The sequence below is a fragment of the Methylobacterium sp. Leaf106 genome (genome assembly GCF_001422895.1).
GTDB lineage: Bacteria > Pseudomonadota > Alphaproteobacteria > Rhizobiales > Beijerinckiaceae > Methylobacterium > Methylobacterium bullatum.
The window spans coordinates 124,261-147,440 of sequence record NZ_LMNB01000031.1 but is presented as its reverse complement, the minus strand read 5'-3'; the positions used below and the strand labels follow the sequence as shown (position 1 = coordinate 147,440).

Below are 23,180 nucleotides of genomic sequence, written 5' to 3'. Positions count from 1 at the left end.
CGGGTCAGACGAGCTTGCCGAGGCTCACGCGCAGGATTGCGTAGAGGCAGGCAACGGCGACGACGACCGCGTAGGCATTGTTGGCGAACAGGCTGGCGAGCTTCAGTCCCTTGGCGTGGACGTAATCCTCGATGATGACCTGCATGCCGATCCTCATGTGGAGCGTGACCGAGATCACGGCGAGGATCAGGACGAGCGCGACGAGCGGGTGCGACATCAGCGCGACCGCTTCCGGGTACGAGCGGTTGGCCATCATCGCGACGATCACCACGAAGGCGAGCATCAGCGGGGCGTTGGCGGCGGCGGTGAGGCGCTGCTGCCAGAAGTGACCGGCCCCGTGGCCGGAAGCACCGAGGCCCTTCACCCGGGCGCGTGGGGTCCGCATGGTCACGTTCGTGTTCTGACGGTTGTCTGCCATGGGGATCGCTCCTCAGCGTAAGATGAGGGCAAGCGCCCAGATCAGGACGGTCAGGATCACGGAGCCGATCAGAGTGGCGCGGGCGAGGCCCATGCGCTGCTCGCGGTCGAAGCCGTAGCCGAAATCCCAGATGAAATGGCGCAGGCCACCCAGCAAGTGATGCATCAGGATCCAGGTGTAGACGAATAGGACCAGCTTCCCGACGATCGAGCCGAAGAACCACGCTACCCAGCCATAGGCCGCCGGACCGGAGGCGAGCGCCACGAGCCAGATGGCCACCAGAGCGGTGCCGCCGTACAGCGCGGTGCCGGTGATGCGGTGGAACACCGACATCGCCATAGTCCAGGTCCATCGGTAGATCTGGAGATGGGGCGAGAGCGGCTGGGCGACCGTGGGGCGGACGGTAGGTGCCATTCTGCGAAAGTCCTCGGCGTTGCGGTGCCAATGCCAGCAGGGATGCTGCTCAGATTGGACCGTCTCTAAAGGGGTACGGCCCACGCGCCAATGCGCAAGCCGTATCGATGTGCATTGCGGTGTGACACACTCAGCTGATCGTCATTCGGCTCGCGCTCATGGAAAACGGCCCAGAATGTTCCACCAGAGGTAGTCCAGCGGAGCGATGACGAAGAGTGAGGCGAGGCCGACCACGAGGGTCAGGATCGTCGCCGACCGGAGCGGTACCCGCCCCAGATCCATTGCCATCACGATGGGTGGGGCTTGGTAGGGCAGGAACAGAGTCGAGTATCCCACGACCTGGATCATCACCACGTTGGCGAGGTCCAGTCCGCTCGCACGCGACATCTCGCCGGCCAAGGCCGTATAGAGGGCCGGGGCGCCGTTGGCCGTGACGACGATCGCGAAGAGCGACGCGATGGCCGTCAGCACGCCGAAATTCTGGGCCGGCGCTCCGGGTTCCAGGGGCGCGACCGCGAGCAGAGCATGGCCCAGCCTGGAGCCCAGACCCGTCTCGTTGACCACCGCCACCAGTCCCAGGAGCGCGGCCACATAGAAGCAGGTCCGCAGGTTCACCGCGCCGAAGGCTTCCGCAGGCAATACGCCGATGCGGGGAAGGAGGCAGATCACCGCCGCCGTCAACCCGACCCAGGCCGGGGCGATATGGTGGAGGCTGTCCGTCACCCAGAAGGCCAAAGTCAGACCAAGAATGATCGTGAGTCTCCGCTCCTCCGGCGAGAATGCCAGTGCGGGCTCGTCCGTATCCACGGCGGCGGCGCTCATCCGGTCCGGGAACAAGCGCACGATGGCTGCCACGAGGATCATGCCCTTCACGCCGGCGAGGACGGGTGCGTGGAGCAGAAGGTAGGGCAGATAGGCGAGGTGCAGGCCGTATTGCGTCTCTGCGGTGCCAGCCATGACGAGGTTGGGGACGTTGGCGGGCAGGATCGCCGCGGACAAGAGCGGCGTCGCCAGGGCTACCGCGAGAACCGCCCCGCTCCGGCCGGGGCGACCGGGCCCCAGGCCGAACGCGTCACAGAGCGCCAACACCACCGGGATCATCAGCGCAATGCGCCCGAGGTTCGAGGGCATCACGAAGGCAAGGGCAAAGGACAGGGCGACGACGGCGCCGATGAAGCCCGTGTAGGAGCCCGATAGCCGGCCGGCCAGGCTGCGCGCCAGGCGGGTGCCGAGGCCGGTCCGGGTGATCGCGAGGCCAACCACCATCCCGCTCAGCACGAGCCAGAAGGCCGACGAGGAGAAGCCGGAAAAGACAGTCGATGCAGGCGCGAGCTTCAGAAGCATCGCGGCGGCAAAGAACAGCATCGCCGTGACCACCTCGGCAACGATGCCGGTCGCCCACAGGCCCATGCAAACGACGAGCAACATCCCGGTCACGAGAACCGTCTGTTCATCTGCGAGGATGGACGCCGCCTGCATCTGCGGGGAATGCTCCGCTGGAGCCGGGCAGAATGGGTCTCCCGTCTCACCGCGCGGACATTGATCTCGAATTGGAGTGGTTCGCAATTCGGATATCGCCGACCGATCCTTCGCGAACGGCGAAGGATGGCCGATGCGCCGGGCGTCGAGAACGCGGTTCAGCGCACCCGATTTTCCTGGTCCACGGCAAAGCGAATGAGATCGGCCAAGGTCCTCAACCCGAGCTTCTGACGCATGGCGGAGCAGGTGTTGAGGACAGTGCGGTACTTGATCGACAATGTGTCGGCGATGCTCTGATACGAGGTCCCACGGCTGAGGAGGGAAAGGATCTCACGCTCTCGGTTGCTCAGATCCGCCAGGGGTGAGCGGCGGGCTCCGGCCTGCAGCACTGCGATCTCTACCGCGAGGTCGTGATCGAGGTAGCTTCGCCCGGCGCGTACCGCTTCGAAGGCCTTGAGGAATTCCGCTGTCCGAACATCCTTGAAGACGTAGCCGATGGCGCCGCTCTCCAGGGCGCGCGAAACGATCACCGGGTCGTTGTGCATGCTGAAGGCGAGGATGCGCGTCTCCCGCGCCAGGGTGTGGATCCGCCGGATCAGCGACAGGCCGGACAGCCCCTCCCCCTGCAGGCTGAGGTCGGCCACCACCATCGGCGGGCGCAGGCGGTGGAAGATCCGGTAGGCGGACATGATATCGGTGGCTTCGTGGATGGTCTCGACGCCGGCATCCTCCATGAGGCGCCGGAAGCCGCGCAGGACCACGGGATGATCGTCCACCACGAGAACGGCGGTCACGGCGATACGCGTCCCTCGCCCTGGAGCGAGTAGCGCTCCTTCAGCCTCGTGAGGGCGGTGGCCCGGTCGGCTCCCTGCTGGCGGGTGTTGTAATAGTGCTGGCACATCTCGCCGAAGAGCTGCTTGCGGTGGGTGGCGGCGGCGACCTCCTCCAGCCCGTCGAGAAGATCGGCATAGGGTTCGGGCTTTCCCGCCTCGGCCAGCATCTCGCCGAGCTGGACGATGCGGTTGGCCATCATGCGCGGATCCTCGATGAAGACCTCCTTGGCGCGGGCGAGGCTGTGGCGGAGATGCTCGGTCTGCGAACCCACCTCCGCGGCGGGCCTGCCGATCTCGCGGCTCGCGAGCCACCGGGCCGGCTCGGTCGGGTCCGTATGCGAGAGCCAGGTCGGAACGTCGGCGTCGGATTTCGTGGCGACGAGGGCCTGATCGCCGGTGCCCGCGGCCTCGCTGCCGGCCTCGTCGCCCTTGTCGCAGGCCGCCAGGGCGAGGGGGAGGCACAGGATCGCGTGGCTGATCCGTTTCATCGCACCGCCTCGGGGTTCGAGCCGACGGCGAGGCTGCGTGGCCCCTCCGCCACGGGGATGCGGGCGGTTTCCTTCAGCGACGTCAGGTCGATGACCGAGACCGAATCCGAGAACCAGTTCGCCACATAGGCGAAGACCCCATCGACGGCGATCCCTTCGGGGTAGCGCCCGACCGGGATCGTCGCCTTGAGGCCGAGGCTGCCCGAGTCGAGCACTGCCACGGTGCCGGCCTGCTGGTTGGTGACGAGGACGAGGCTGCCGTCCTCGTTGGTCGCGACGCCGTAGGGCATCCCGCCGATCTTCACCGTGGCCGTCACCGTCAGGCTGCCCGTGTCGACGACGCTGAGGTCGCCGCTGCGGACATTGGCCACGTAGAGCCTGTCTTCGGCGGGGCTCAGCCCGAGGGCGAACGGCCCCTCGCCCACCGGCACCGTCGCCACCCGCTCCATGCGCGCGGTGTCGATGACGCTGACCTGCCGGCTCTCGCGGTCGGCCACGTAGAGGCGGCCCTGCCGGTCGAGGACGAGGCCGGCCGGGTCCTTGCCCACGGGGCATTCGCCCTCGACGGCGCCCGTCGATGCGGAGAGCCGGACCACCCGTCCCCCGGCCCAGTCGCCGACGAAGAGGCTCTCGCCATCCGCCGAGGCGGCGATGCCGAAGGCCTGTCCGGGAAACGGCAGGCGCCGAAGGACGACACGGGTTCGCCCGTCGACTACGTCGATCCCCGCGTGGTCCGGTTGACTCAGGTAGAGGCGGCCGTTCGGTCCGGCCGCCACCTGCGCGATCCCCTGCCCCACCGCGATGGTGGCCGCGACCGTGGTGGCCCCGGCCTCGATGCGGCTCAGCGTCCCGGCTCCCTGGCTCGACACATAAACGGGTCCGGCCTCCACCCGAGGGGTGGAGAGCGTCAGGACGAGACCGGCAAGGAGCATCGGGCGCACAGGAGTCATCGCGCCGTCTTGCCCTCCAGGCGCGCCTTCAGACCCTTGAGCCCGTTGCTGAAATAGAGGTTCATCGCATCCTTACCGGCGGCGTCGCTGAGCTCCTCCGGTGGCTCGTTGCCGGTGTCGCCGCGATAGAAGCGGCCGAGCCACTCGACCTTCGAGCCCTCGCCCTCCGGCGAGACGGTGATCGTCGCGGAGTAGGACGAGACCGGGAGCGCCTTCAGGTCGGCATCGCCGAGGCGGTAGGAATAGCTGCGCTTGGCCGCGTCCCACTCGTCCAAGCCTTCGTCGAGGGTGCCGCCGTTCTTCAGGGTCAGCGTGCGACGGCCGCCCGAGGCGTTGCCGCCGGTGCCGACGCTTTTCGCCACGTCCGGATGCCAGTTCGAGACGCCGGCGAAATCGCCGACCACGGCCCAGACGGCATCGGGCTTTGCCGCGATGGCGATGGACTGGTCCACCTTCTGTGGAGTCGGGCCGTGCGCGAGGGCCGTGGTTGCGAGGAAGGCGGTGGCTGCCAGGGGAGCGAGGAACGCGGACGGCAGGGCAAAACGCATCGATCAGACCTTCTTTACCAGGACAAAACGGCCGGCCCCGAACAGAGGGGCGGCGAAGACGGCGAGGATCAGCGCGAGGGCGATCCCGCCGAAGACGGGGCGCAGGTCGAGGCTGCCGGGGAGCGGGCGCGGGGTCGCCGCGCGGACCAGCGCGGGGCCGAGCCCGGCAGGGCCGTCGAGATGGGCGTAGGTCAGGCCCGTCGCCTGAGCGAGAGTCTTGAGGTAGGGCTCGCGCACCGAGGAGAGATGCTCGGTGCCGGAGGCCGCCGCGGCGCCGAAGGGGGCGTTGCGCGGGTTGTAGCCCTCGCGGCTCTCGGCATCGGCGGGGGGCGGTCCGAACCGGTTCTCCTGCTGGACGTCGCCCGAGCCATAGAATCCGGTCTCGCGGCCGCGATCGTTGTAGCGCGGGATCGGCGACAGGGCGTAGGCCCCCGCTCCGACGATGAGGCCGCGCACGGCGCCCGGCTTGCCGTCGAAGGCGGGGCCACCTGTGCTCGGCAGGGGCGGCGCTTCCTGGCCATCGGTGATGAAGACGAGGTCGGTGCCGAGACTGGCGGCCATCTCCACCGAGCGGAACAGCCCGGCGGAGATGCGGCTGTCGCCTTCCCAGGCCATGCGCCAATCCAGGGCGCTCAGCGCCCCGTCGAGGGGGGCGAAATCGGCGCAGACTTCGATGGGGGTGAACAGAAGGAACGGCCGGCGCTCGGTGAACAGGCCCAGTGCCACCCGCGACCCGCAGGGCAGCGAGGTGACGAGTTCGCGCAAGGCCGCCTTCGCCGTCTCCAGACGGCTTGCCGGTTTGCCGTCCGCCCCGACGTAGTCGCGGACGTTCATGCTGCCGGTGATGTCGAGGACCGCGAGGATCTCGACGCCGTTGCGGGTCAGCGGCAGGGGGCGAGCGACGAAAGTCAGCGCCACGAGAGCCAGTGCGGCGGCCAGGATTTGGAACCGCCGGTCGCGCAGATTTCGCCGGACGAGGCTTGTCGCCCTCATGGCTCGCCCCGGGGCTGGCCGGGGATCTCGGTCCAGATCTTCTTCGGTTCGGCCTTCAGCTCGTCGCCGGTCTTGCGGTCGAATTCGGGGAAGTCGCGGAGCAGGCGCGAGGCCACGTCGAGGTTGAACTTGGCGTCCCACAGGTCCGGCCGGCCCTGGAGCGCGCGCCGATAATCCTGACGGGCCAAGGTGATGAGCGGTCCGGCCGGATCGAGGTTGCTCCGTTCCAGAAGGTCGAAGGCCTGGCGCAGGCGGGCATTGCCGAGTGCATAACGGGCGCGCGCGGAAAGGTCGGTCTCGCCCCGGCGGTCGAGGGATTCGATCAGCGGCTCGATCTCCTCGGTCACGCCGCGACGGGCGAGATGCTGAACCCGCGCCAGCAGGAGCGGAGCCGGTGCGTCGAGGGAAACGGGAACGTCCCTGCCGGCGGCGAGCGCCGCGATCGCGGCGTTGTCGCGCGCCGCGCGCCAAGCCACCGCGCCGAAGCCGAGGGCGATGACGAGCAGAAATATGGGAAGTACGACAAGGAGATGCGGGCGGGCGCGGCGCAAAGCCTTGCCGAGAGTGGCACCGACTCCCCCTCTCCCCTCTGCGGGAGAGGGTGGCCCTCGCGTCAGCGAGGGTCGGGAGAGGGGAGCGCGCTGTCCGGAGAGGTCGCCCCCTCTCCCGGTCGCTCCGCGACCACCCTCCCCCGCAGAGGGGGGAGGGTTGGCGCGCTGCGGCGATATTGGTTTTAGAAACGCCTTCATGCGGCGAGCCTCTGGGGCTGGGGAGCCGGCGCGGCGGAGGCGGAAACCACCGGCCGGCGCAGGCTGAGATCCGCCTCGACGAGCTTGGCCGCGACGAGCAGGATCAAGCCCAACAGGCTGATTCCATAGGCCCATCCCGCGAGATCCCGGCGTGGCCGCTGCTCGATATAGGGGATCGGGTCGCGCTCCAGGCGCTCGATCTGGCCGATGGCGTCGGCCACCGCCTCGGCGCCCTCGGCCTCGAAGGCGCGGTAGGGTGTCCCGAGGCTCTTGAAGAACAGGTCGAGATGTCGTTCGGGCGCGGCCTGAGGGGTGTCCTCGCCCGACGGCCTGTCGGAGATCGAAGGCGAGCCTTTGGTGCGCAGGAACAGCCAGTAGAGGTTCGGGCGAAGTCGCGCGAATTCGGCGCGCAACGTCCCCTGGACGCGGGGATCGATCACCGCCGCGCCGTCGGAGACGATGAGCAGGGCGCGCGAGACATTGGCGGTACTGGCGCCGAACTGTGAGAGTGCCATGCCGAGGCCGCGCGCCACGTTGGTGTAGTCGAGGCCCGGCCGGTCGATGGCGGCGATGGCCGCGCGGACCGCCTCGTGCCGATCGGTCATCGGCACCACGAGCATGGGGGCCGTGGAGAAGGCCGAGACGGCGAACTGGTCGTGGGCGCGGCTGCCGACGAACTCGCCGAGCAGCCGGCGCGAGGCCGCCGCCTTCGATTCCTCGGCACCGGAGGGCTGCAATCCGGCGAAGGTCTCGTTCATGCTGCCGGAGCGATCGACGAGGATCGAGACCTGGGCGCCGATGCCCGTGCGGGTGATGGTCTCGCCCTGGCGATAGGGACCGGACAGGGCGACGACGAGGCCGCCGATGGCGAGGATGCCGGCCGCGCGCAGGCTCCAGCCGATGAGGCGCGACAGGCCGTCGACGGGGCTGGCCGCGATGCTGGAGAGCGGGGTGACCCGCTGGCTCGACGCGGCGAGCGGCAGCAGCGCCAAAGGCAGCAGCCACAAGACCCAGGGAAAATCCGCCATCAGGCGCATGAGACCACCGCCATCAGACCCATGCTTCGACCGCCATCGGACGGGTTTTCGGCCCGTTCATGATTCCCGCTCTATGGCGGTGAGTTTCCGGGTCAGCGAGACGATGTCGGCCAGGGGCAGACGCCGCATGGCGGCGGCCGGACCGGGTCCGAAGAAGCTGTGACGCGAGGCGTCGAGGAAGGCGGCGAGGCCGGCACGCTCCCGCACATAGGCGGGATGGCGGGTGAGGAAGGCCGGCAGGTCGTCGGCCAGAACCCGGCGCCCGTCGGTCTCGTCCAGCGCCCGGTGAAGCGCGAGAAGGGCGGTCTCGTAGGCCGCCTCGTCCTCCCCCCGTCCGGCGAGGGCGCGCAGGCGGCGCAGGCACGCCGCGAAGGCCCTTCCTCCGCGTTTGGCGAAGGGCCACCATGTCCGGTCCCAGGCGAGACCCGCGAAGGCCAGCAGGGCCATGGCGGCGAATCCGGCGCTTCCGACCACGAGGGGTTGCGTGTCGAGGGACGCGACCCGCCCGTCCGGACGCAGGTAGTTCCTCGGGTCTTCCCGAGCCGGCGGCTGGACTTCGCGCAGGGGCGAGATGTTGAACGACCACGGCGGGACCTGGGCCTTGGCCGTGGTCGCGCCCTTGTCCGTATCGCTCACGAAGGTGACGGTGAAGCCGGGGATCTCGAGGGCACGGGCATCGAGGGCGGCGTAGAAGTTCTGATAGGTGAGATCGAGGCGCACCCGGCTGACGCCGCCCGCGGATGCCTGCGTGACCGCGACGGTGCGAAGGTCGAGCCAATAGGTGATCGCGCCGGGCTGGGGCAGCGAGGCGGCCTGTAGGGCAAAGCCCGGCTCGACCACGATATCGACCTGGGCGCGGACGAGATCGCCCAGGAAGTAGCCGAACGGGCGCGGCGTGCGCACCTCGACGGTCCGCACCTGGGACTGGGCGGCGAGCGACGAGCAGAGCAGGAACAGGAGCGGGGCGAGGCGGCGCATGGGATGCCTCAACTCGCCAGGAGGTGGCGGCTGATCGCGTCCGGGTCGAAGCGGCCCGCGAGGCGGAAGGGGGGACGACCGTAGGTGGAGGCGATCCGGCGCAGGGTCTCCGCTCGCTCGGCTTCGCGCGCGATCCAGCGGCGGCGCAGGCCGGGGCGCATGAAGACCACGCGGCGGCCCGCGCCTTCGAGATCGTCGAGTTCCATCAGGCCCCATTCGGGCAGATCGTCGTCCTCGGCGGAATCGGCCAGGACGACGGGCACGAGGTCGTGACGCGACAGGCTCGCGAAGGTCTCGGCGATGAGTGCCTCCGGCCAGCGGAAGTCGGAGACCAGGAACACGATCTTGGGACGGCCGACGAGGCGGCGGGCCGCTTGCCCCATCCCGTCCGCGCGGTCGCCGGTACAGGCGGCGTCGGTCAGCCGGGAGACCACGTCGCCGGCCATGCTGCGGCGACGGCTCGCGGGCAGGAACACGTCCTCCCGCAGGGCGGCATCGCAGCCGATCAGGCCGAAAGCGTCGCCGATGCGCGTGGCCGAGGCGGCGAGGCAGCCGCAGAAGGACGAGACGAGCCCCATCCTGTCCGCCTCGCCGGAGAAGCGCATGGAGGCGGAAAGGTCGACCAGCGCCCAGACTTCGAGCGCCGTGCGACTCTCGAAGCGGCGGACATAGGTGCCCTCGAACGGGTCGCGCAGGGTGGCGCGGACGTCGATGCGGCGGGCATCCGGCATGCGCAGGAACGGCACCTGATCGCGGAAGGTGCCCAGACCCCCGGCGTCGCGGCCGCGATGGGCGCCCGCCACCGTGCCGGGCACGCGGCCGCGCGGGCGGTAGACGATGTCCGGCGTCGGCTCCTGGGGCGTTCTCTCGGGCGCCGTCACGGGGCGGGCACGGTGTCGAACACGGCGCGGCAGAGTTCCGGCACGATGGTGCTGCGGCGCATCTCGTAGATCGGCTCGAGGAAGACGCGGTGGGCCATCACTTCGGGAAAGATCGCGCGGATATCCTCGGGCACGAGCCAGTCGCGGCCCTCCAGCCAGGCGCGGACGCGGGCGGCCCGCACGAGGAAGGCGACGCCGCGTGGCGAGGCCCCGCCCTGGATCAGGGCCGACATGTCGATGCCGGGCAGGCGGATGCCGGCCTCGTGCGGGCGGACCAGGGCCTCCCACAGGCCGACCACGTAGGCCTCGATGGCCGGGCTCGCCTGGATGCCGTGCTGGATCGCCGCGCCGATCCCCGCCATGGCGGCGTGATCGAGGACGCCGCCGTCGATGCCGGCGATGAGGGCGTCGGTGTCGTGGAAGCGCGGATCGAAGACGAGGGCGCGGCGCGCCTCGGCATCGCGCGGGGCTTCGAGGCCGATCTCCATCAGGAAGCGGTCGCGGGCGGCGGCGGGGAGCTCGAAGGTCTCCTCGCGCTCGACGCGGTTGCGGTCGGCGAAGACCTGGAGATTGGGGAAACGGTATTCGCGGTTGAACGCGGTGAGACTCCGCTCGGCCATGAGGCGGAGCAGGAGCGAATGGACCTGCGGACGCGCGCGGTTGATCTCGTTGAAGAAGAAGATCGAGAGGTCTTCGGATTGCCGCAGCACCGGCCCCGGCTCCACGCGCGGGCGACCGTCATCGGCGAGGTAGGTGTGATAGATGAGGTCGGACGGCATCATGTCCACCGTGCCCTCGATGCGCTCGTAGGCGCCTCCGAGCGCCCGCGCCACGGCGCGCAGCAGGGTGGTCTTGCCGACGCCGACATCGCCTTCGAGCAGCACGTGGCCCCGGGCGAAGAGCGCGATGGTGAGAAGCCGGATCGCCCGGTCCTGGCCCACCACGGCGCCGCGGACCGCGCGCTCGAAACGGCCGGCCGCCTCGCGCCAATCGGTGAGCATCGCGTCGCCGGAGCGGATGTCGTTCATGGGGTTTGCCTTTGAGGACAGCGGCCGCGATCCCCGGACGGAGCGGTCCAGGCGCCTGAGGGGATCGCGGTCACCGTGATGGCCGCCCAAAGCGATGGGCGGCGACGACGTCAGTTGGAGGAAATCTTGGTGACGTCGTATTCGAACTTGCCGGTCTTCTTGGCGGCTTCGATGCGCTTCTTGTTGCGCTCTTCCATCAGCCTGATCGACTCCGACTGCTTGTTCAGCTCTTTCGGATCGTGCTTGGGGTCGTATTTCGTGCCGGCGATCTTTTCGGGGAAGCCGGGCTTGGGCTGCCAGCAATCGCCGGCGGCCTTGCACTTGGTGCCGTCATAGGCGAGCGCGGGAACGGCGAGCAGCGCGCCCGCACCGATTGCGAGAGCCGTGATGAGTGTCCGCATGGTCGTCTCCTCTGGTTTTGATTGCTACGGCGTCCGCCGCTTCTCGCTCACCGCGCGAGGCATCCCCGCGCGACGTGACTTCCCAAGACCGCTACTCCAGCGGCGGGCACTGGCCCGGAGCGTCCTTGGGGAAGGTCTCGCCCTGCTTGTAGGGCGTGTATTTCTTCTTCTGCTCGTCGTTGAGCCAGACGGCGTCCTTGACCGGGCCGGTATAGAGGTGCCGGATCCAGGCGATCGTCTGCAGCATCTCGTCGGGCGTCAGGTTCTCGTTGTGCGGACCCATCATGCCGTTGGCGCCGCCGAAGATGGTGGCGAACAGGCCAGTATCTTCGGTGTTGGACGGATAGGTCCAGTAATTGTCGTTGAGGCCGGGGCCGAGCTTGCCTTCGGCGAGGTGCCCGTGACAGCCGGAGCACGAGGTCGCGAACAGCGACTCGCCGTTACGCAGGCAGGACTTGTCGTCGATGTAGAGGTTCTTGCCGGTCTGGAAGAACTCCTTGACGGCCGGAGTGTCGCGGCCACCCTCCTTGCCCTCGGAGGTGTTGAGTTCCTCACCGGTGACGGTGTTGCGGAAGGTCATCCCCGTTGACGGGCCCGCATTCGGCTGGGCCAGGGCCGCCACGCCGATGGAGGTGAATCCGAGGGCGAGGAAGGCGGCGAGGACACGGTTCGTGTGACGCATCGATTTGCTCTGTTTATCCCCGGACTTGCGGCCGAGGTGGGCGTACCGGTGCTCAGCGCACCGGCGACGCGGGACAGGGTTCGGAGGATCAGTTGGAGACGGGGGTGACGGGCACGCCGTCCTGGCGGAGGATCGCCTCGATCTGCGGGCGGGCCTTGGCGATCGCGGCATCGAGGGCCGCCTTCAGGGCCTGGTCGTCGCGGCGGACGCCCATGGACTGGTCGAAGCTCTGCGGCACCTTCTGGCCGTCGCTGCGCACCGTATCGTCCGGCACCGGATTCATGCGCAGGGGCTGGCTCGAATCCTTGACGTAGCGGGCGACGTCCGGCGCGAAGGCCACGGCCACGTCGGCCTTGTTGGCGACGACTTCGCTGACCATGCGGGCCGGGTCGATCTGCGTGTAGGTGTTGCGGGCCGCGCGGAAGTTCACCAGCGAGTAGAGGTAGGCCATGTCCTCCTCGTAGCGGCCGATATCCTTCAGCATCGCCTCGCCCGGCGTGCCGAAACCGACGACCATGTGGTCGATGGTCTTCAGGCGCGGATCGGCCCAGGACTTGATGTCGAGGTCCCTGTCGGCGCGGGTGATGAAGACGTAGCCGCTGCGGTAATAGGGCTTCGTGGCGAGCACGCGCGGGTCGTCGCTGTCGAGGCCCACCACCACGTCGCACAGCTTCTTGTCGAGGCTGTCGCGCACGAGATAGATCGCGGCCTTGTCGGACCAGACGAACTGCGCCTTGCGCCCCATGGCCTCGGCGACGGCGGAGGCGATGCGGTTCTCGAGCCCGGAGCCGTCCTTCATCGAGAGCGGCGGCTGGTTGGCCGCGCAGACCCGGAGGACGCTGTCGTCGGGCGCGGATTTCGTGTCGGCCTGCGCGAACGCGGCACCGCCCAAGGCGAGGACAGCCGCGACGGACAGACATCCTTTGGCGAAGGACATGAGAGCGTTTCCGTTGTTTTTTATGGGTCGGATTCGTTGGGATCGAGGCGGCGTGAGCGGAGCGCCGCTCTCCTCCCCAGCGGATCTCGGGCCTGCCCGAGATCCGTCGAGATTGCGGGGAGGAGTTGGAGGTGGGGGTGGCTCCGCTGGCCTCCGCGGCCTGCGGGTCACCCAACCACCCCCACTCCTGACCTCTCCCCACAAGGGGGAGAGGGACGCGCTCGTTTCCCGATGCAGCCGTTACTTGGCCGCCGTCTGGTACTCGCCGACGCTCGGATCGTCGTACGGACCCTTGCCGTTCAGCGAGAACACCATCACGCCGCCGCCCATCTGGGTGTAGTTGGCGAGCTTCTTGAAGGCGCCCACCGCGCCGAGACCGGCCGTCGGATCCTGAAGGTCGAACACGAGGCCGACACCCGGCCAGCCGCCGACGCCGTAGTATATGGCGACGTACTGATCACCCTTGTGGCTGTAGGTGATCGGGTAGCCGATGGCGCCCGACGGCATCTTGAACTTCCAGAGAAGGTCTCCGTTGTCCGAGTTGCGCGCCTTGATGTAGCCGTCCAGCGTTCCGTAGAACACGAGACCGCCGGCGGTCGCCGTCGTTCCGCCCCACACGGCGAAGCGCTCCATCTTCTCCCATTTGAACTCGCCGGTGATGGCGTTGTAGCCCTTGATCTGCCCCAGACCTTCGTAGTTCTGGCGATCGCCCTTCGGGCCGGGATACATGTTCAGAGTGGCGCCGACGAAGAACTGACCGGCACGGTAGGGAAGCATGAAGGGCTCCCAATCCATGCAGATGTGGTTGATGCCCATGAAGAAGAGCTTGCGCTCAGGATCGTAGGAATCGTGGCCCTGGTTGTGGTAGCCCATCGCCGAGGGACAGATGTCCTTCGCGAGGTGGTCCATGCGGGTGCCGTATTCGGGATCGCGCACCGGCTGGCCGGTCTTCAGGTCCACCGACTTGAACACGTTGACGGTGTCGTCGATCTTGTTGGCCGAGACGAGCGAGCCGTCCGTCCGGTCGAGCGTGTAGACGATGCCGTTCCGGTCCGGATGGGTCAGGAGCTTGCGGTCCTTGCCGTCCTTGTCCTTCTGGTTCGACAGCATCATCACGTTGACGCCGGCGTAATCCCACTCGTCGTGCGGGGTCTTCTGGTAGCCGAACTTGGCTTCACCCGTATCGGCGTCGCGGCCGAAGATGGTCATCGTCCACTTGTTGTCGCCGGGACGCATGGTCTCGTTCCACGGCGCCGGGTTGCCGGTGCCGAAGTAGATCAGGTTGGTGCCCGGATCGTAGGCGTACCAGCCCCAGTTGGTGCCGCCGCCGATCTTCCAGGCATCGCCCTCCCAGGTGGAGGTGCCGAGGTTCTTCTGGCCGTAATGGGGGTTCTTGATGTTGAAGTCCGCACCCAGCAGCAGGTCCTTGTCCGGGCCGGTGGCGTAGGCGCGCCAGACCTGGGAGCCGGTCTTCACGTCGTAGGCGGTGAGGTAGCCGCGCACGCCGAGCTCGGCGCCCGAGGAGCCGATGATGACCTTGTCCTTCACCACGTAGGGGGCGATGGTCAGGGTGGAGCCGACCTTGATGTCGGAATTCTCGACCTTCCACACCGTCTCGCCGGTCTCGGCGTTGAGCGCCATGACGTTGCCGTCGAGCAGGGTCTTGAGGATCAGCGCCGGGGTCTTTCCGTCGCCGGGCCAGTAGGCCAGACCGCGGTTCACGAGATCGCAGCAGGCGACGGCGCGGGCGGCCGGGTTCTGCTTGGGCTTGTCCTGCCAGAGGATCTTGCCCGGATCGTCGAGGGCGAGGGCGAACGTGTTGTTCGGGAAGGAGGTGTGGATGTACATCTTGTTGTCGACGACGACGGGCGCGCCCTCGTGGCCGTTGAGCAGGCCGGTCGAGAACGTCCAGGAGACCTTGAGGTCCTTCACGTTCGTCGTGTTGATCTGCTTGAGCTTGCTGTAGTTGTCCGAGTCGTAGTTCTTGCCCGGCATCACCCAATTTTCATCGCTGTTCGACAGATCGATGAGCTTGTCGTTGGCTGAGGCGATCCCTGACAGTCCGATCGGTGCCAGGGCCAAGACGGCCAGCACCGAGACTGAATTCAGTAACCTGTTCATTCTGCGTCTCCTGCCCTTCTGCCGCGTGCTCGACCCCGGGGGGTCGGCCGCAGCCATTGCTTTCGCCGGTTCAGCAAACAGTCAGTCGGTCGATGTTATGAACGTATTTATAAGAATAACCTGACGCTGGCCGCTCTTATAAAAGACTTATTACTGATCCATCGGCTAGCTATATAATCATTTGCTTTGCCTGATGTCTTTAGCCACTTCAACCTTTTTTTACAGGACGATTTGGCAACTTGAGCCATACCTTTGTGCAGCTGTTCCGGGTCGATCCGGAGGGCATCCGTCGATGCGCCACATGCGGGCGGGGCCGGTCTTTCCCTGCGGGTCGAAGGGCTTAGCCGGCTCGGCGATGGCGATCCGCGCGATGGGGCGATCCCGAGTCCGGCAGGGCATCATGCCTGGGCGCGGAGCCCCGGCGGTCATAATGCGCAAGAGTTTTGCACCGTTCCGCGTCAGGAAAAGCGTCCTGTGCCCTCGAACCCACGCTTTACTCAATGTGGACCGGCGCTAAACTCAGCCCGGGTAGGAAACAAAAACGAGACATGCCGATGATCAGAAGAACAACTGCGCTGGTGATTTGCCTGATTGTCCTGCCATCCATTGCCAATGCGGCACGGTTGACCATGGATGACAAGGTGTCGCGCTGGCCCCGTGCCTCCACGGACGAGAAAATCGATTTCGCCACGCGCATGGGCAAGGCCTTCTCCAGCCTCAACGCCGAGCTCGACAAGAACTACTTCATCCGCTGCCTGGAAGAGACCGCGAACATCGGCAATCCGGGCGAGATCAAGCTGGAATCGGCGGTGAAGATGTGCGTGTCCGTGAAGAAGGACCCGCCGGAATAGGCGGCCTTGGCGCAGGCCCGTGTTCAAGGCGCGAGGCCACGGATTCCGAACCGCCCTCCTCCCCGGATCGAGCGGCGATGGCGCAGCATCAGCATCGGTTCACATCGCAGATGACCCATGTCGCAGCCGACAGCGCGATCCGCCGGAGGCACCGTGCCCGGTTCCGCCTGACACCCGGAGCGGCCCTGGCCGGCCTCGCGCTCATGGTGGCGGGGGCGGCGTCGGCGGAGGAAGGGCGCATGGCCGCTCTCTATCCGCATGACGGGCGGCGCGATCTCACGGGCGCCGACATCACCCGCTATCCCGGTGCGGGCGTCCTGTTCTGCCATCGCCGGCCGGACGGCATCCCCCAGAAGGCGGCGGCGGCCTGGCTCGTGGGGTCGCCGCGTCTCGTGGTGATGAACGCGCACAATTTCCGCAACCGCCGCATGGAGGTGACGCGGGAGGTGGAGGATTGCTTCTTCCAGATCGGCGGGCGGAATTACGGCTTCGTGCCGGCGAGCCTGCGCCTCGGTGCGGCGCCCGACGCCAAGGCCCTGCACATCACCGACGACTGGGCCCTGCTCGATCTCACCGAGGCGGTGGTCGGCGCGCCGCCGCAGCCGGTCCCCGACGCGCCGATTCTGGCCACGGGCATCGCGGAGATCCCGGTGGTGATGGTCTCACCCGGCGGGCACGAGAATTATCGCGGGCCGAGCAGCACCGAGACCTGCGCGATCCACCAGATCGATCCGCCGACGGAGGACGACATCCGCCGCGCCCGGCACAATTGCAACGACGGGTTCGGCGGCTCGGGCTCCGGCCTGTTCGACCTGTCGGGCCGTCTCGTGGCGATGCAGAGCGCCTCGCTCTCGATGAATTCGCGCCGCCCCTTCGACCTCGAGTTCCATTACGGCTCCGCCCTGCTGTTCGAAGGCGCCCTCCTGGCGGCGATCCGGCACGCCGTGACGGCGGAGGGCGAGGCCGCGAAGACCCGGTGAAGCGCCGGGGCGTCTCAGTGCACGGTCGGAGCCGGCTCCTCCGGCGCGAGGGTGACGACTTCGGAGAACGGGAATTCGAGAACCGTTTCCCCGGCTTCGTCGGTGACCACCAGGATGGCTCCCATCAGGCGGGCCTGCGCCTCCGATTCGGCCATTGTCGCCTGGATCGTGTCGCGGGCGACCTCCCAGGCATGGTCGGCATCCCGCAATTCGGTGCCGGTGGGATCGGCGATGACCTCGCGGCCGATATGGGTGTGAAAGAAGAATCGGGGCATCGGCGCGTTCGATCCGCTCGAGGAACAGCTGCCATCACCTGGAAGCTGCGGCGCGGCGGCGCAAGGCCTGACGGCCTGACCTATAGGGCGAAACGATCGTCCGCGCCTCCTCAGCCCCGAGCCAATCGCGAATGACGCTGGGAATAAGCGGCATAGATCACCAGGGCGGCGCCGATCCAGAGCGCGAACAGCAGGTAGGTGTCCCGTGGCAGCGCCGCGATGAGCATCAGGCAGCAGGCGAGGCTCGCGAGGGGCACGAGCGGGTAGAGCGGCACGCGAAATCCTCGCGGCAAGTCGGGTCGCTGCCGGCGCAGGATGACGACGCCGAGGGAGACCGCCGAAAAGGCCACGAGGGTGCCCATGCTGGTGAGGTTGGCGAGCACGTCGAGGGGGACGAGGGCCGCCAGCGCGGCGACGAAGAGCGCCACCACCAGCGTGTTGGCGTTCGGGCTCCGGGTCCGCCGGTCCACCCGCTGGAACAGCGCCGGCAGCAGCCCGTCCCGGCTCATGGCGAAGAGGATTCGGGTCTGGCCGTACATCGTCACCAGGGTCACCGAGAAGATGGAGGCCACCGCCCCGATCGACAGGACGAGGGCCGGCCAGGCCGTCCCGGTGACGTTGCGCAGGATCACCGCCAGCCCGGCATCCTGCCCGGCAAAGAGCGTCCAGGGCTGGGCTCCGATCCCCGCCACAGCGACGAGGAGGTAGATCGCGGTGACGATGGCGAGGGAGAGGAGGATCCCGAGGGGCAGCGTGCGGGCCGGGTCGCGCACCTCCTCGCTCGCCGTCGAGATCGTGTCGAGGCCGATATAGGAGAAGAAGATCGTCGAGGCGGCGGTGCCGATCCCGGCCATGCCGAGGGGCGCGAAGGGCGTGAGGTTCGCAGGCTCGAACGCCGTGAGGGCGACGACGGCGAAGAACACCAGCACGGCGAGCTTCAGGACCACGAGGACCGCGTTGATCGCGGTGGATTCGGCGGCGCCGCGCAGGAGCAGCAGGGTGCATAGGGCGATCAGGACGATGGCCGGCAGGTTGACGTAGCCGCCCCGGCCGGGGGGCTGGCTGATGGAATCGGGCATGGTCCAGCCGATGAGCGCACTGAACACCTCGTTGAGATACTGGCCCCACCCGACGGCGATGGCCGAGGCGGAGACCGCGTATTCGAGGAGGAGGCAGGCCCCGACGAGGAAGGCCGCCAGTTCGCCGAGCGTCGCGTAGGCATAGGAATAGGACGAGCCCGAGAGCGGGAGTGCCGAGGCCAGTTCCGCGTAGCACAGTGCCGTGAGGCCCGCCGTGACGGCGGCCAGCACGAACGAGACCAGGATGGCGGGGCCGGCCTCCGGCACCGCCGCGCTCAGGATCACGAAGATGCCGGTTCCCACCGTGGCGCCGACCCCGAGCATGACGAGGCGGAACAGGCCGATGGAGCGTTCGAGGGGCCGGGCTCCGGCATCGGCATCCTGCGTCGAGGGGGATACGGGTTTCCGCCGCAGCACCGCCCGGCGCCAGTCGGTTCGTCCCCCGTCCGATCCGATCAACGACCCCATCGCTACACGACCTCACAGCGACCGGGACGAGGGGTGCCGATCTTGTTTCTTTGCTAACGGCAGCAAGCGCCATGCCGCCTCCCACGACTCCGAGGGCGTGATCGAACGGATGCCGAGACTGGTCCCGATCCTGCCACGCGGCCGTGCCCCTTCCTCACACGGGTGTCGTGCGCGGCCCCTATCGTGTCGGCGGACCGGAGAATGAACCCATGGACGAGAATCGCTGTATCCTCATCGGCGTGCCGGTCCAGGAGGGCACGAGCCGGCTGGGCTGCGACATGGGCCCGAGCGCCTATCGGGCCGCCGGTTTGGGCGGCGCCCTCACTGCCCTCGGCCTCGTCGTGGAGGATCGCGGGAACGTCGCCCCTCCCCCCGGCGCGGCCGTCGCCCATCCCAATCCGAGCGTGACCCACCTCTCCGACTTCGCGCGCTGGACGTCGGCGCTCAGCGAGGCGGCCTATCGGGCCGGGGGCGAGGGCCTGCCGATCTTCCTCGGCGGCGATCACAGCCTTTCGGCCGGTACGATCTCGGGCATGAGCCGGCGGGCGGCCGAGGAGGGAAGCGAGTTGCACGTGCTCTGGCTCGACGCGCATCCCGACCTCCACACCCTGGAGACGACGACGAGCGGCAATCTCCACGGCGTGCCCATGGCCTATGCACTCGGCCTGGACGGGTTCGGCCCCTACCTGCCGCCGCCCGTGGCGCCGGTGAAGCCGCACAACGTCTGCATGATCGGCCTGCGCAGCGTCGATCCGGCGGAGCGGCGGACGATCCGCGAGGCCGGGATCACCGTGCACGACATGCGCGCCATCGACGAGTTCGGCATCGGCATCCTGCTCAAAGCCTTCCTCGAACGGGTGGCCGCCGCCGGCGGATGGCTGCATGTGAGCCTCGACGTGGATTTTCTCGATCCCGGCATCGCGCCGGGCGTCGGCACCACGGTTCCGGGCGGGGCGACCTTCCGCGAGGCGCATCTCGCCATGGAAATGCTGCACGACAGCGGCCTCGTCCGCAGCCTCGACCTCGTGGAGCTCAACCCCTTCCTCGACGAGCGCGGCCGCACCGCGATCCTGATGACGGATCTCGCCGCCAGCCTGATGGGACGCAGCGTCCTCGACCGGCCGACGCGGAGTTTTTGACCGACGGGGTTCACACCACTCCTCGGACAGGCGGAGCGCGTCCCTCTCCCCCTTGTGGGCTACTCGCTCTATCCAACCGGGGTTCGACATGAGGCGCGACGGGCTTCCTCTCCTTCCAGGAGAGGGGACCCGAGGTGCCCGCCAGATGGGTGAATATCGGCGGCCGATTTGGATCGGCGTCGCGCAGGGCGAACGAAACGGCGTTCAGAGCCGGTCGCGGGCGCCGGTCAGGAATGCGCGCAGGTCCTGCGCGGTGGGGAAGTAGATGTCGGCGTCCGTCTCCTTCCACAGCTGCTTCAGCGTCTCGTCGGACGCCTCGCGGAGGGCGCGGTCGATGAACTGCCGCAACCGGACGCGCTCCTCGCCGCGGAAGAGGTTGAGAACGAAATCGTACATCTCGTCGAGCGTCGGCGCGCCGCCACCGATGTCCTGCATGAACCAACGGCCGAACTTCAGGAATTCCGGGGACGCTCGCATGTCAATCTCCGTCGTTGCGCGGATAGGCGGTATGGATGCGGTACCCGCGGGGGTTGCCCGGATCGTGAAGGATAAAGATTCCGACACCGTAAGTCGTACGCATGTACGGCTCAAGCTGCCCCGCCGTGTAGGCTTCCCGACCAGTTTTGTATCCAAATCGGGACTTTAGGAATGCATTGGCCTTTTTCCCGGTTGCGACGTCATCAACTTCGGAGGCGTTCTGTTCCAAGGTGCGGTTGATGAGATCGTTTGCGGTCTCCACAGACTCGAACGTGCCATCTCGCCTGAGGCCATAGTCTACGAACAGAAATCTCCTTTTGCTGGAATGGACGCGCTGCATCATCTGCGCGTCCGTCTTACCGACATGCTCGCGAAGCGTATGGCCGCCGCGCACCTCTTCTTCGGAGAGCACGACCGTGTACCGACGGTTGAGGTCATCCGAGACGTGGACGATCCGCGCATCGTCACCGGAATCATATCCGTCGCCCGCACCGCCGTCCGTCCATTGGCCGCCGTCCGGATGTCCGGCCGGCACGCGGGGTTGATCGGCGTGGTACGCACGGAGCGACAGACGCAACCGCTGAAACGCGACCTGAACACGGCACGACGTGATCAGCCATCTCGCCCGCAGAAGGGCCGTTGCGCTCGACGACATCGGATTCACCCCCTAGATCAAGCTATTATGCCTATAAAGGAATAATAGCTTAATCTCAATCACGAAATAGGGGCGCTGAGACGCGAAACGCCGGAGCCCCCTTCGAGGCCCCGGCGTCGCGCATTGTCCGAAAGGCCGGGCGAGTCGCCCGGCCGGCCTGCTCTCAGAGCGAGTAGTACATCGTGAATTCGACCGGATGCGGGGTCATCTCGTAGCGCATCACTTCCGTCATCTTCAGTTCGATGAAGGAGTCGATCTGGTCGTCCGAGAACACGCCGCCGGCCTTGAGGAAGCCGCGGTCGCGGTCGAGGTTCGTGAGCGCCTCACGCAGGCTGCCGCAGACGGTGGGGATCTTCTTCAGCTCGCGCGGGGGCAGGTCGTAGAGATCCTTGTCCATGGCCGGGCCCGGATCGATCTTGTTGATGATGCCGTCCAGGCCGGCCATCAGCAGGGCCGAGAAGGCGAGGTAGGGGTTAGCCATCGGGTCGGGGAAGCGGACCTCGACGCGCTTGGCCTTCGGGTTCGTCGTCCACGGGATACGACAGGAGGCCGAGCGGTTGCGGGCCGAATAGGCCAGCAGCACGGGGGCCTCGTAGCCGGGCACCAGGCGCTTGTAGGAGTTGGTGGAGGGGTTGGTGAAGGCGTTGAGCGCCTTGGCGTGCTTGATGATGCCGCCGATGTACCAGAGGCATTCCTGGCTGAGGTCGGCATACTTGTCGCCGGCGAAGATCGGCTTGCCGTCCTTCCAGATCGACTGGTGCACGTGCATGCCCGAGCCGTTGTCGCCGAAGACGGGCTTGGGCATGAAGGTCGCGGTCTTGCCGTAGCTCTGGGCCACGTTGTGGATCGCGTATTTGTAGATCTGCATGTGGTCGGCGAGCAGGGTCAGCGTGTCGAACTTCATGCCGAGCTCGTGCTGTGCGCTCGCCACCTCGTGGTGGTGCTTCTCGACCTTGACGCCCATGGACTGCATGGCGGCCAGCATCTCGCCGCGCATGTCCTGCGCCGAATCCTGCGGCGGCACCGGGAAATAGCCGCCCTTGGTGGCGACGCGGTGGCCGAGGTTGCCGCCCTCGTAATCGGTGAAGCCGTTGGTGGGCAGTTCCACCGAATCGAGCTGGAAGCCGGTATGGTACGGGTCGGAGCCGAACTTCACGTCGTCGAACACGAAGAACTCGGCCTCGGGGCCGACATAGATCGTGTCGCCGATGCCGGTGGACTTGAGGAACGCCTCGGCGAGCTTGGCGGTGCTGCGCGGATCGCGCGAATACGGCAGGCCGGACGAGGGCTCGAGCACGTCGCAGACGATCGACATGGTGGAGGCCGAGAAGAACGGGTCCATGCAGGCGGTCGCCGGGTCGGGCATCAGCAGCATGTCGGATTCGTTGATCGCCTTCCAGCCGGCGATCGACGAGCCGTCGAACATCGTGCCTTCGGCAAAGATTTCCTCATCGACGAGGGACACGTCGAACGTGACGTGCTGCCACTTGCCCCGGGGATCGGTGAAGCGGAAATCGACGTACTTGACGTCGTTGTCCTTGATGTCCTTGAGGACCTGATCGGCGGTCTTTGCCATCCCTGTGTCTCCTTCGAGGCTCGGCCTGTTTCGGCCGTGGTTTTGCCGCACCACGCGGTGGCGTGCCGCGGATTGGGAAGGGGCGTGCGCGAAGGGACTTAGCTTCTGGTGCGGCGCGAGGCTAGAGCCGTGCGCCACCGTATCGTAACAGGTCGACGCCTTCGCACCCCGTCATGCCGTCGGATCCTTTTAGCCCGACCATCGCCGCCGGCCGGCCGATGCCGTGCCGGGACGACGCGTCAGATGGCGTCGGTGCCGGTCTCGCCGGTACGGATGCGGATCGCTTCCTCGATGGTCGAGACGAAGATCTTGCCGTCGCCGATGCGTCCGGTCTGGGCCGACTTGCGGATGGCTTCCACGGCACCCTCCACCAGGGCGTCGGAGAGGACGATCTCGAGCTTCACCTTGGGCAGGAAGTCGACCACGTATTCGGCGCCGCGATAGAGCTCGGTATGGCCCTTCTGCCGGCCGAACCCCTTGGCTTCGATCACGGTGATGCCCTGAAGGCCGACCTCTTGAAGGGCCTCCTTCACCTCGTCCAGCTTGAATGGCTTGATGATCGCTTCGATCTTCTTCATGCCGAACGGGCCTGACCTGAATGCTGCTCCGGGTCCTTTTCCTACCATCGCGGCTCGGCCTTCGCCACGCCGTTTTCCCGGAGACGGGTGTTAAATTGCCCATTCGGTAGGCATTGAATGCAAATCGTTTCAGCCACGACCGCTTTGCGCCTGAAATAGCGGCGC

26 protein-coding genes are annotated in these 23,180 nt (G+C 67.3%); 3 read left to right on the top strand and 23 right to left on the bottom strand.

The window, feature by feature from the left end; genetic code table 11:
* Positions 1 to 4: 4 nt before the first annotated feature.
* The 17 genes from sdhD to ASF34_RS16120 all read right to left on the bottom strand — a co-directional run bounded on the left by sdhD (position 5) and on the right by ASF34_RS16120 (position 14,937).
* Positions 5 to 418 carry a succinate dehydrogenase, hydrophobic membrane anchor protein gene (sdhD, locus tag ASF34_RS16200; protein WP_018044519.1) on the bottom strand — a complete coding sequence of 138 codons (414 nt, stop codon included), beginning with the start codon at positions 416 to 418 and terminating at the stop codon, positions 5 to 7.
* Between the two features lie 12 nt (positions 419 to 430).
* Positions 431 to 832, bottom strand: coding sequence for a succinate dehydrogenase, cytochrome b556 subunit (sdhC, locus tag ASF34_RS16195; RefSeq protein WP_056162429.1), 402 nt, complete (start codon positions 830 to 832; stop codon positions 431 to 433).
* A 156-nt stretch (positions 833 to 988) separates the two neighbouring features.
* Entirely contained in the window at positions 989 to 2,311 is a 1,323-nt protein-coding gene (locus tag ASF34_RS16190; protein ID WP_056162425.1) for an SLC13 family permease, read from the bottom strand.
* Between the two features lie 158 nt (positions 2,312 to 2,469).
* A complete protein-coding gene (locus tag ASF34_RS16185; protein WP_056162423.1) occupies positions 2,470 to 3,105 on the bottom strand; it encodes a response regulator transcription factor in 636 nt (211 codons plus the stop codon).
* Positions 3,102 to 3,632: a hypothetical protein gene (locus tag ASF34_RS16180; protein WP_056162419.1), complete on the bottom strand. Its 531-nt coding sequence runs from the start codon at positions 3,630 to 3,632 to the stop codon at positions 3,102 to 3,104. The genes ASF34_RS16185 and ASF34_RS16180 overlap by 4 nt, the downstream gene beginning before the upstream one ends.
* The gene (locus ASF34_RS16175; protein ID WP_056162416.1) at positions 3,629 to 4,582 is read right to left on the bottom strand and encodes a YncE family protein; all 954 of its coding nucleotides are present in this window, start codon (positions 4,580 to 4,582) and stop codon (positions 3,629 to 3,631) included. The genes ASF34_RS16180 and ASF34_RS16175 overlap by 4 nt, the downstream gene beginning before the upstream one ends.
* Positions 4,579 to 5,130, bottom strand: a complete 552-nt coding sequence (locus tag ASF34_RS16170) for an SRPBCC family protein (protein WP_056162414.1) — start codon at positions 5,128 to 5,130, stop codon at positions 4,579 to 4,581. Before ASF34_RS16170 ends, ASF34_RS16175 begins: the two co-directional genes overlap by 4 nt.
* A 3-nt stretch (positions 5,131 to 5,133) precedes the next feature.
* Complete coding sequence (locus tag ASF34_RS16165) at positions 5,134 to 6,123, bottom strand: vWA domain-containing protein (RefSeq protein WP_056162411.1); 990 nt, start codon at positions 6,121 to 6,123, stop codon at positions 5,134 to 5,136.
* Complete coding sequence (locus tag ASF34_RS16160) at positions 6,120 to 6,674, bottom strand: MxaK protein (RefSeq protein WP_244479019.1); 555 nt, start codon at positions 6,672 to 6,674, stop codon at positions 6,120 to 6,122. Before ASF34_RS16160 ends, ASF34_RS16165 begins: the two co-directional genes overlap by 4 nt.
* A 194-nt stretch (positions 6,675 to 6,868) precedes the next feature.
* Complete coding sequence (locus ASF34_RS16155; RefSeq protein WP_056162409.1) at positions 6,869 to 7,909, bottom strand: vWA domain-containing protein; 1,041 nt, start codon at positions 7,907 to 7,909, stop codon at positions 6,869 to 6,871.
* A gap of 57 nt (positions 7,910 to 7,966) precedes the next feature.
* Positions 7,967 to 8,887: a hypothetical protein gene (locus ASF34_RS16150; protein WP_056162406.1), complete on the bottom strand. Its 921-nt coding sequence runs from the start codon at positions 8,885 to 8,887 to the stop codon at positions 7,967 to 7,969.
* A gap of 8 nt (positions 8,888 to 8,895) precedes the next feature.
* Positions 8,896 to 9,768 carry a DUF58 domain-containing protein gene (locus ASF34_RS16145; RefSeq protein ID WP_018044530.1) on the bottom strand — a complete coding sequence of 291 codons (873 nt, stop codon included), beginning with the start codon at positions 9,766 to 9,768 and terminating at the stop codon, positions 8,896 to 8,898.
* Positions 9,765 to 10,796, bottom strand: coding sequence for an AAA family ATPase (locus tag ASF34_RS16140; protein ID WP_056162404.1), 1,032 nt, complete (start codon positions 10,794 to 10,796; stop codon positions 9,765 to 9,767). The genes ASF34_RS16145 and ASF34_RS16140 overlap by 4 nt, the downstream gene beginning before the upstream one ends.
* Before the next feature lie 110 nt (positions 10,797 to 10,906).
* Positions 10,907 to 11,197, bottom strand: a complete 291-nt coding sequence (locus tag ASF34_RS16135; protein ID WP_018044532.1) for a methanol dehydrogenase [cytochrome c] subunit — start codon at positions 11,195 to 11,197, stop codon at positions 10,907 to 10,909.
* A 91-nt stretch (positions 11,198 to 11,288) separates the two neighbouring features.
* On the bottom strand, positions 11,289 to 11,879 hold the full coding sequence (gene moxG / locus ASF34_RS16130) for a cytochrome c(L), periplasmic (protein ID WP_018044533.1): 591 nt from the start codon (positions 11,877 to 11,879) through the stop codon (positions 11,289 to 11,291).
* Between the two features lie 88 nt (positions 11,880 to 11,967).
* The gene (gene moxJ, locus ASF34_RS16125) at positions 11,968 to 12,816 is read right to left on the bottom strand and encodes a methanol oxidation system protein MoxJ (RefSeq protein WP_056162401.1); all 849 of its coding nucleotides are present in this window, start codon (positions 12,814 to 12,816) and stop codon (positions 11,968 to 11,970) included.
* 240 nt (positions 12,817 to 13,056) lie between these two features.
* Positions 13,057 to 14,937, bottom strand: a complete 1,881-nt coding sequence (locus tag ASF34_RS16120) for a methanol/ethanol family PQQ-dependent dehydrogenase (RefSeq protein ID WP_056146245.1) — start codon at positions 14,935 to 14,937, stop codon at positions 13,057 to 13,059.
* Positions 14,938 to 15,485: 548 nt separating this feature from the next.
* On the opposite strand from ASF34_RS16120, the gene ASF34_RS16115 reads away from it, so the two are divergent.
* Together ASF34_RS16115 and ASF34_RS16110 are read left to right on the top strand one after the other, a co-directional pair.
* Complete coding sequence (locus ASF34_RS16115; protein ID WP_238253793.1) at positions 15,486 to 15,788, top strand: hypothetical protein; 303 nt, start codon at positions 15,486 to 15,488, stop codon at positions 15,786 to 15,788.
* Positions 15,789 to 15,898: 110 nt separating this feature from the next.
* Complete coding sequence (locus ASF34_RS16110; RefSeq protein WP_056162626.1) at positions 15,899 to 16,768, top strand: hypothetical protein; 870 nt, start codon at positions 15,899 to 15,901, stop codon at positions 16,766 to 16,768.
* A 14-nt stretch (positions 16,769 to 16,782) separates the two neighbouring features.
* On the opposite strand, the gene ASF34_RS16105 is transcribed toward ASF34_RS16110, so the two are convergent.
* Entirely contained in the window at positions 16,783 to 17,043 is a 261-nt protein-coding gene (locus tag ASF34_RS16105; protein WP_018044538.1) for a DUF6894 family protein, read from the bottom strand.
* A 110-nt stretch (positions 17,044 to 17,153) separates the two neighbouring features.
* Positions 17,154 to 18,590: an amino acid permease gene (locus ASF34_RS16100; RefSeq protein WP_056162397.1), complete on the bottom strand. Its 1,437-nt coding sequence runs from the start codon at positions 18,588 to 18,590 to the stop codon at positions 17,154 to 17,156.
* Positions 18,591 to 18,799: 209 nt separating this feature from the next.
* Between ASF34_RS16100 and rocF the strand changes: the two genes are divergently transcribed.
* On the top strand, positions 18,800 to 19,729 hold the full coding sequence (gene rocF / locus ASF34_RS16095) for an arginase (RefSeq protein WP_056162394.1): 930 nt from the start codon (positions 18,800 to 18,802) through the stop codon (positions 19,727 to 19,729).
* Between the two features lie 204 nt (positions 19,730 to 19,933).
* On the opposite strand, the gene ASF34_RS16090 is transcribed toward rocF, so the two are convergent.
* The 4 genes from ASF34_RS16090 to ASF34_RS16075 all read right to left on the bottom strand — a co-directional run bounded on the left by ASF34_RS16090 (position 19,934) and on the right by ASF34_RS16075 (position 23,015).
* Positions 19,934 to 20,206 carry a hypothetical protein gene (locus ASF34_RS16090; RefSeq protein ID WP_018044541.1) on the bottom strand — a complete coding sequence of 91 codons (273 nt, stop codon included), beginning with the start codon at positions 20,204 to 20,206 and terminating at the stop codon, positions 19,934 to 19,936.
* 1 nt (position 20,207) lies between these two features.
* Positions 20,208 to 20,861: an RNase A-like domain-containing protein gene (locus ASF34_RS23020; RefSeq protein ID WP_162240045.1), complete on the bottom strand. Its 654-nt coding sequence runs from the start codon at positions 20,859 to 20,861 to the stop codon at positions 20,208 to 20,210.
* A 163-nt stretch (positions 20,862 to 21,024) separates the two neighbouring features.
* Positions 21,025 to 22,437, bottom strand: coding sequence for a type I glutamate--ammonia ligase (glnA, locus tag ASF34_RS16080; protein WP_018044544.1), 1,413 nt, complete (start codon positions 22,435 to 22,437; stop codon positions 21,025 to 21,027).
* A 239-nt stretch (positions 22,438 to 22,676) separates the two neighbouring features.
* On the bottom strand, positions 22,677 to 23,015 hold the full coding sequence (locus ASF34_RS16075) for a P-II family nitrogen regulator (protein ID WP_003600526.1): 339 nt from the start codon (positions 23,013 to 23,015) through the stop codon (positions 22,677 to 22,679).
* Positions 23,016 to 23,180: the final 165 nt, after the last annotated feature.

Coding starts and splice junctions, on each gene's coding strand:
- sdhD (WP_018044519.1), bottom strand. CDS start 418: ATGGCAGACAACCGTCAGAACACGAACGTGACCATGCGGACCCCACGC.
- sdhC (WP_056162429.1), bottom strand. CDS start 832: ATGGCACCTACCGTCCGCCCCACGGTCGCCCAGCCGCTCTCGCCCCAT.
- ASF34_RS16190 (WP_056162425.1), bottom strand. CDS start 2,311: ATGCAGGCGGCGTCCATCCTCGCAGATGAACAGACGGTTCTCGTGACC.
- ASF34_RS16180 (WP_056162419.1), bottom strand. CDS start 3,632: ATGAAACGGATCAGCCACGCGATCCTGTGCCTCCCCCTCGCCCTGGCG.
- ASF34_RS16175 (WP_056162416.1), bottom strand. CDS start 4,582: ATGACTCCTGTGCGCCCGATGCTCCTTGCCGGTCTCGTCCTGACGCTC.
- ASF34_RS16170 (WP_056162414.1), bottom strand. CDS start 5,130: ATGCGTTTTGCCCTGCCGTCCGCGTTCCTCGCTCCCCTGGCAGCCACC.
- ASF34_RS16165 (WP_056162411.1), bottom strand. CDS start 6,123: ATGAGGGCGACAAGCCTCGTCCGGCGAAATCTGCGCGACCGGCGGTTC.
- ASF34_RS16155 (WP_056162409.1), bottom strand. CDS start 7,909: ATGCGCCTGATGGCGGATTTTCCCTGGGTCTTGTGGCTGCTGCCTTTG.
- ASF34_RS16150 (WP_056162406.1), bottom strand. CDS start 8,887: ATGCGCCGCCTCGCCCCGCTCCTGTTCCTGCTCTGCTCGTCGCTCGCC.
- ASF34_RS16140 (WP_056162404.1), bottom strand. CDS start 10,796: ATGAACGACATCCGCTCCGGCGACGCGATGCTCACCGATTGGCGCGAG.
- ASF34_RS16135 (WP_018044532.1), bottom strand. CDS start 11,197: ATGCGGACACTCATCACGGCTCTCGCAATCGGTGCGGGCGCGCTGCTC.
- moxG (WP_018044533.1), bottom strand. CDS start 11,879: ATGCGTCACACGAACCGTGTCCTCGCCGCCTTCCTCGCCCTCGGATTC.
- moxJ (WP_056162401.1), bottom strand. CDS start 12,816: ATGTCCTTCGCCAAAGGATGTCTGTCCGTCGCGGCTGTCCTCGCCTTG.
- ASF34_RS16120 (WP_056146245.1), bottom strand. CDS start 14,937: ATGAACAGGTTACTGAATTCAGTCTCGGTGCTGGCCGTCTTGGCCCTG.
- ASF34_RS16115 (WP_238253793.1), top strand. CDS start 15,486: ATGCCGATGATCAGAAGAACAACTGCGCTGGTGATTTGCCTGATTGTC.
- ASF34_RS16110 (WP_056162626.1), top strand. CDS start 15,899: ATGACCCATGTCGCAGCCGACAGCGCGATCCGCCGGAGGCACCGTGCC.
- ASF34_RS16105 (WP_018044538.1), bottom strand. CDS start 17,043: ATGCCCCGATTCTTCTTTCACACCCATATCGGCCGCGAGGTCATCGCC.
- ASF34_RS16100 (WP_056162397.1), bottom strand. CDS start 18,590: ATGGGGTCGTTGATCGGATCGGACGGGGGACGAACCGACTGGCGCCGG.
- rocF (WP_056162394.1), top strand. CDS start 18,800: ATGGACGAGAATCGCTGTATCCTCATCGGCGTGCCGGTCCAGGAGGGC.
- ASF34_RS16090 (WP_018044541.1), bottom strand. CDS start 20,206: ATGCGAGCGTCCCCGGAATTCCTGAAGTTCGGCCGTTGGTTCATGCAG.
- ASF34_RS23020 (WP_162240045.1), bottom strand. CDS start 20,861: ATGTCGTCGAGCGCAACGGCCCTTCTGCGGGCGAGATGGCTGATCACG.
- glnA (WP_018044544.1), bottom strand. CDS start 22,437: ATGGCAAAGACCGCCGATCAGGTCCTCAAGGACATCAAGGACAACGAC.
- ASF34_RS16075 (WP_003600526.1), bottom strand. CDS start 23,015: ATGAAGAAGATCGAAGCGATCATCAAGCCATTCAAGCTGGACGAGGTG.